Source organism: Leifsonia sp. HAY1-4F (assembly GCF_056755275.1).
In genome coordinates this window covers 1-6830 of the sequence record NZ_JBNDHX010000145.1, presented here as the reverse complement: position 1 = coordinate 6830, position 6830 = coordinate 1, and the positions used below count along the sequence as shown (strand labels likewise).

At 69.5% G+C, this 6830-nt stretch carries 6 protein-coding genes; 3 read left to right on the top strand and 3 right to left on the bottom strand.

The genetic code is table 11. From position 1 onward, the window contains the following. On the top strand, positions 1–936 hold a 936-nt coding region (locus ACPYOG_RS18065), incomplete at its 5' end, for a PHP domain-containing protein (RefSeq protein WP_481295536.1). 184 nt (positions 937–1120) lie between these two features. Here ACPYOG_RS18065 and ACPYOG_RS18060 read toward each other — a convergent pair. The 3 genes from ACPYOG_RS18060 to ACPYOG_RS18050 form a co-directional block, all read right to left on the bottom strand. Then, complete coding sequence (locus ACPYOG_RS18060) at positions 1121–1876, bottom strand: hypothetical protein (protein ID WP_481295535.1); 756 nt, start codon at positions 1874–1876, stop codon at positions 1121–1123. A gap of 103 nt (positions 1877–1979) precedes the next feature. Further along, entirely contained in the window at positions 1980–2474 is a 495-nt protein-coding gene (locus tag ACPYOG_RS18055; protein WP_481295534.1) for a MarR family winged helix-turn-helix transcriptional regulator, read from the bottom strand. 8 nt (positions 2475–2482) lie between these two features. Continuing rightward, entirely contained in the window at positions 2483–4237 is a 1755-nt protein-coding gene (locus tag ACPYOG_RS18050) for an MFS transporter (RefSeq protein WP_481295533.1), read from the bottom strand. Between the two features lie 146 nt (positions 4238–4383). Here ACPYOG_RS18050 and ACPYOG_RS18045 point away from each other — a divergent pair, with 146 nt between their 5' ends. Both ACPYOG_RS18045 and ACPYOG_RS18040 read left to right on the top strand, forming a co-directional pair. Next, positions 4384–5055, top strand: a complete 672-nt coding sequence (locus ACPYOG_RS18045) for a phosphatase PAP2 family protein (protein ID WP_481295532.1) — start codon at positions 4384–4386, stop codon at positions 5053–5055. 186 nt (positions 5056–5241) lie between these two features. Next, positions 5242–6830 (top strand): sigma-70 family RNA polymerase sigma factor (locus ACPYOG_RS18040; protein WP_481295531.1); only part of this gene is annotated, 1589 nt, incomplete at its 3' end.

Genomic DNA, 6830 nt, shown 5'->3' with positions numbered 1-6830 from the left:
CCGAGATCTACACTCTCTCCGTCGTCGGCAGCGTCAGATGTGTATAAGAGACAGGGTGCGGTCGCCGACGGCCGCCTGAAGCGCACGAAGGGGATCGGCGACCGCACCTTCCAGGTGATCGCGCAGGCGGTCGACGGCGAGGTGCCGAGCTACCTCGCCGATCTCCGCGAGCGCAACGCGGCCCCGCTCGACACGGGCGGCGCCGAGCTCCTCGCGCAGCTGAAAGGCGACCTCCACAGCCACACCGAGTGGTCCGACGGGACGACGCCGATCGAGGTGATGGCCGCCGCCGCCGCGAACCTCGGCCGGGAGTATCAGGCCGTCACCGACCACTCCCCGACTCTGACGGTGGCGAGCGGCCTGAGCGCCGAGCGGCTGGAGGAGCAGCTCGAGACCATCGCAGCCCTCGACACCGGATCGCTCACCCTCCTCACGGGGATCGAGGTCGACATCCTCGAGGACGGCACGCTCGATCAGACGCCCGGACTGCTGGGACGTCTGGATGTGGTGGTCGGCAGCGTGCACTCGAAGCTGCGGGCGGACAGCCGGACGATGACGAAGCGGATGCTCGGCGGCATCCGCGACCCGCAGACGAACATCCTCGGGCACTGCACCGGCCGGCTCGTCCAAGGCTCCCGGGGCACGCGCCCGCCGTCGGAGTTCGACGCCGAGGCCGTCTTCGCGGCGTGCGCCGAGAACCAGGTCGCAGTCGAGATCAACTCACGGCCCGAACGGCAGGACCCACCGGACGACCTCATCCAACTCGCCCTCGACGCCGGCTGCTTCTTCTCCATCGACACGGATGCGCACGCGCCCGGGCAGCTCGACTTCCTCGCCTACGGCGCCGCCCGCGCCGCCGCCAACGGCGTCCCCGCCGACCGCATCATCACCACGTGGCCCTTGCCGCGCCTCCGCACCTTCCTGGCCAAGTCCTGACCCGCTCCTGACCCCCTCCCCTCTGCCGAAGTGCTCGTAGGTGCACCCGACACGCCGCGCGAGGGTGCAACTACGAGCACCTCGGCGCAGGGAACGCGCACACGCGGCGCAGGGGAACGCACGCGCAGGCAGCGGCGCGCGCACGCGGCGCAAGGAACGGGAGCGCCCGCGAGCGAGCGACGGGTCAGAAGCCCCAGGCGGAGGCGGGTGCCTGCACGATCTCGACGGGTCGCGTGCTCCAGTGGGTTCCGTTGCCGTAGTGGCTGGATGCCCACGGCGATGCCCAGATGGCCGCTGCGGTGGTGTCGGCCGACGTCCCCGCCTGGAGCCCCGCGACGATGTCCGGGTATCCGCGCTGCAGGTTCTTCGCGCAGTACTGCGCAGCCGTGACGAGGTCGGGGTAGCTGCCGAGGCCTGCGCCCCCGCCCGAGCCGTACCCGTTGTTGAGGGGGTTGTTGCGGTTCCACCAGTCCGGCGGTCCGTTCTCCTGTCGCATCCAGCGCAGCATGAGGGTCACGTTCGCGTCGGTCTGCGGCCACCCGCCGAACATCAGCACCAGCTTCGCCCACGACTCGTTCGTGCCGATGTGCGCGAGGGTGTCGATCCCGTCCGTCGCACCGATGCTCTCGCGGTCGACGACGGGCGCCGCGATCGTCGCATCCACGAGCAGCTGTTGCTGAGGAGCCGCTGCGCCGTCCGCGAGCGCGGTCGCGGGTGCCACGAGCAGAGTGGAGGCGAGCGCGGCATCCGTCGGGACGATGGAGAACGCGAAGACCAGGCCGATCACCGTCAGGGTGACGCCGAACCGGTGGTGGAGGGGCATGAGGACGCGCTTCGCCGGCTTCGGAAACCGGATGCGCACCCGTCGCGACGGCACAGCTGCACGACGGCCCGCCGAGCGGCGGCCGCGGGGAGCGGAGGGGACGGATGCGGAAGGCATACCCGAGGAAGATTACCAGCGCCCGCCGGAATCGTCATCCGAAGGGCCACGGAAGCGGCGTCCCGACCGCGTCAGCGCGCGACCGCGTCAGCGCCCGACCACCTCAGCGCGCGACCTCATTCAACCGCGCCAGAAGCTCGGCCAGCCGGCGGACGTCGTCCTCATCCCAGCGACGCAGCCCGCGGTACAGCGTCGCCTGGTCGGCCGCCCGCACCTCGTCCACCTTCCGGATCGCCTCCGGGGTTGCCGCGATGAAGCTGGCGCGCCGGTCGTCCGGATCGGTCCGCCGCTCCACGAAGCCCATGTCCTCCAGCAGCTTGACCTGGCGGCTGATCACACTCTTGTCCGTGTACAGCCGGGAGGCGAGCGCGCCCGCGTGGATGGGGCCGCTGCGCACGATCATCGTCAGCAGTTTGTAGCCGCCCGGCTGCAGTTCGGGATGGACACGCTCAGCACGGTCCCGCATGGCCGTCCCCACCTGGTTGAACAGCCGCGTGAACTGCTCCTCCACCTCGGAGATGGCCGCATCGGTCGCCGGGTTCCCGGCAGCCGGAGGGGTGGCGGCGGAGTCCACCGCCACCCGATCCGTTGTGTCCATGGCCGCGATCATAACCTGACCGGCTCGCGGCCGCCCCCAGCCGTGCTGCCGCCGCGGGCGGTCCCTCCGGCGGCGCCAAGCCCTCCGGCAGCGGCCAGCGAGCCGGTCGCCGGTGCGCCGATGAGCGCCTCCGCGACCTCCACGGCCGTGTCCTCGGCAGCCTCGAGCGACGCCCCGCGGTTCTCCTCCTCCATCCGCTGGATGGCGGTCTTCGTGCCGAGGGTGACGTTCGGCAGGAACAGGATGGCGATGACGCTGATGAGCGCGAGCGGCACGGCGACGAGGAAGATGTCCGCGACCGCCTGCCCGTAGACGGACTCCACGATCGTGCGGATCGGCAGCGGAAGCGAGTTCACCTGAGGCAACGTCCCGCTCTGCAGCGAGGCGGCCGCCTGGGCGCCCTTCGCTCCGAGCGACGTGACCGCGGCGATCAGGTCTCCCTTGCGGTCGGCCATCATGCCGATGACGGCCGAGCCGAGGATGGAGCCCATCACCGAGACGCCGATGGTCCCGCCGAGGCTGCGGAAGAACGCCACGTTCGAGCTGGCCGCACCGAGCTGCTCCGGACGGACGGTGTTCTGGACGATGAGCACGAGGTTCTGCATGACCATGCCCACGCCGGCGCCGAGCACCAGCATGTAGACGGACACCAGCCAGTACGCGGTGTCGTACTCGATGGTGCTCATGAGGTAGAGGCCGGCCGTCAGCAGCGCGGAGCCCGCGATCATGAAGCCTTTCCACTTCCCGAACCGGCTGATGAGGTTGCCGACGATCATGGAGGACAGCAGGAGGCCGAGGATCATCGGCAGCGTGAGCAGACCCGACTCGGTGGGCGTGGCGCCCCGGGCCAGCTGCATGTACTGGCCGAGGAAGACCGACGTGCCGAACATCGCAACGCCGACCGAGATGGATGCGATGACGGCGAGCGTGAATGTCCGGTTCTTGAACATGGCGAGCGGGATGATCGGCTCCGCGACGACCAGCTCCGTGACGATCGTGGCGATCAGGAGCGCGACCGCGCCCCCGAGCATCCAGAACGTGGGAGCACTCCACCAGTCGAAGTTCTTGCCCGCGAGCGAGACCCAGATGAGCAGCAGCGATACGGTTGCTGCGAGGAGGACCGCGCCGAGGTAGTCGATGCGCACCGTGCGGGCCGACCGCTTGGGCAGGCGCAGCGTGAGCTGCAGCAGGATGATCGCCACCGCCGCGACGGGCACGCCGACGAAGAAGTTCCAGCGCCATCCCACCGAGTCGGTGAGCACCCCGCCGATCAGCGGGCCGCCGATCGTGCCGACGGCCATGATCCCGCCGAAGAGACCCATGTACCGCCCGCGCTCCCGCGGGCTGATGATGTCGGCCATGATGATCTGGCTCAGCGCGGTCAGTCCGCCGGCGCCGAGGCCTTGCAGCACCCGGAAGCCGATCAACATGTCGGTGTCGGTCGAGAAGCCGGCGAGCGCCGAGCCCAGCACGAAGATCACGAGGGCGATCTGGATGAGCAGCTTGCGGTTGAGCAGGTCGGCGAGCTTGCCCCAGATCGGCGTCGAGACCGTCGTCGCCAGGAGAGTGCTGGTGACGACCCACGTGTAGGCGGTCTGGTCGCCGTGCAGTTCGGAGATGATCCGCGGCATCGAGGTCGAGACGACCGTGCCCGCGAGGATCGAGACGAACATTCCGAGCAACAGCCCGGAGAGCGATTCGAGCACCTGGCGATGCGACATGGCCGTCGCTCCCGCCTCGGCCTTCGTGATGGTTTCTGACATGGGATCCTTCGAGGAGTTGGTTGACTGCGATCAACCATATCTTAATTAGGTGACCAGGGTCAACTATTGGTGGAGACTGAGCATTGTCATACGGCCGGACGGCGCACCTTCAGGGTCGATCGCGCCGGCTTCGCTACGCTCGGGGGATGCACTCCCGACGAGAGTCCTCCTGGTCGCTGCGCCTGCCCATCCACTGGATCGTGTGGACAGTCGTGCTCTTCGTCCTGACGATCGGACTGGGGCTCGCGGCGAAAGCCGTGCCCGCTCTGCGCTTCAACGGGCTGGATGCGGCCGTCAACGGCGTCAACTCACCGCTCCTCGATAACGCTGCCCTCCTGCTGGACCGGCTCGACAGTCCCGTCGTCGTCGGGGTCATCCTCGTGATCGTCTTCGTCGTTCTGCTGCTGGTCGTCGGATGGCGGAGGGCGCTGGGCGCCTGCATCGCCGTAGGCGCCGGCTGGCTGACGACCCTCATCGTGAAGGCGGTGGTCGCCCAGCCGCGCCCGACGACCGCGGGACTCACGCACCTGCTCCACATCTCGCCCGCGACTCTCAGCTACCCCAGCGGGCACGTCGTGTTCGCCGCCGCCCTGGTGACGGGGATCCTGTTCGTCTGCCGGACGCGTCTCTCGCGCGCGATCGTCTTGATCCTCGGCGCCCTCTTCGTGCTCGCCGTGGCCTGGTCGCGGCTCTACGTCGGCGTGCACTACGGAACCGACCTCATCGGTGGCGTGCTCAACGGCATCGCCGGGGCACTCCTGATCGGCGGCCTGTGGAACCTCGCCACGCGGGGCCGCTCGCGCGCACGCGCACGCTGAGCCCCTTTCCCCTCGCCCGCCCAGTCCCTGAGCGCCTCCCGGGGCGCCAGGGCTGAGAATCTGTGTGGCCTCTTCCGTCGGCGGTGCATCCGCCGGCGGAAGTTTTTTTTGCGAACGCGTCACGAACGGCAACCCGGAGCGTCTTTCTAGACAAACGCCCGTACTGCCCGTAAGGACCCGACCCTTATGACCCGTGAGCTCGACGCCCTATCCGACACCGAGTTGATCGTCCGCGCCCGCGAGGGCGATTCCCCCGCCTACGGGGTGCTCTGGAAACGCCATTGGCACGCCGCGCGCGGCATGGCGGCCTCCATCACCGGGCGCTTCGAACCCGACGACCTGGCCTCCGAGGCGTTCGCACGCATCCTCAAGGCGGTCGAGAAGGGCAGCGGGCCGCGGTCCGGCTTCCGCTCGTACCTCGCCACGACCATCCGCAACGTCGCCATCGACTGGTCCCGCCGCAAGACGACACCGAACATCGAGGATCCGGACAGCGTCGAGGACTGGACGTACAGCGAGGTCACCGCGCTCAACCGCATCGACCGTCAGACGATCACGCAGGCGTTCTACGCACTGCCCGACAGTTGGCAAGAGGTGCTCTGGTACACCGAGGTGGAGGATATGGCGCCTCGGGATGTCGCGCTCCTCCTCGGGCTGACACCGAACGCCGTGTCCGCACTGGCCTTCCGCGCTCGGGAGGGGCTCAGGCAGGCGTGGATCACCGCGCACCTCGCCGAGTCGAACAGCACAGATCCGGCTCACGCCTGGACCCTCAACAAGCTCGGATCATTCGTGCGGGACAAGCTCTCGCCGGCGGAGCGCCGCAAGGTGAAGCAGCATCTGGCGGCCTGCCCGGCCTGTTCGGACGCCGCCGCGGAGGCCGACGACCTGGGATACCGGCTCGCGCTCGGCATCCTCCCGCTCTTCCTCGGCATCGCGGGTGCCGCCGCGTACTCGGCATGGACGAGCGATTCCGGCGGCGCGGCGGTCGCTGCGACCCTGTCCCACCGTTCGGCCGGCATTCGCCACGCTACGCGGTTGCGGCACTTCTTGAGCGTCGGCGCGGGCGGAGGCAACATCGGGATGGTCGCCGCGGCGACCACGATGGTCCTGGCAGCCGCTCTGACGACAGGGGCCGTGATGGCACCACCGGAGTCACCGGTCGCTGCCTCCACCTCTGCGAGCGTTGCGCCATCCTCTGGCCCCGAGCACGCCTCAGGTGCCGGCCCGAATGAGGCGGATCATCCCTCGCGACCGAGTCCCCGCCCTGCCCCCGGCACACTGCCGACCGTGCCGTTGCCGACGGGCGCCGGGAGCGCCGTTGCGCCTCCCGCGGCGAACGTCCCCGCTTCGGCGTCTTCCTCCGGAGAACCGACGGCGGACGCGCCCGCTGCCGGGGGCCCCGCCGCCGACGAACCGGCGGCCGACGAACCGACCGTCGACGAACCGGCGGCCGACGAACCGACCGTCGACGAACCGACCGTCGACGAACCGACGGTCGACGAACCGACCGTCGACGAACCGACGGTCGACGAACCGACCGACGATCCGGTCATCGACGAATCCGCCGGTCCCGGGGCCGGGCAGAACGAAGACGGGACAGCTGGCGATCCCGGCCTCGAGGCGGCACCCCGCGGATGCGAGGCGGCTCTTCGCTCTGTTCCCTCCTCGGACACCCTCCTGGCATATGCGCTGGACGACCCGGAAGGCTCGACGGTCGCCACCGACCTCGTGCACGGCGGCACCGCGAAGTACGCCGGCTCCCCGAGTGAGGC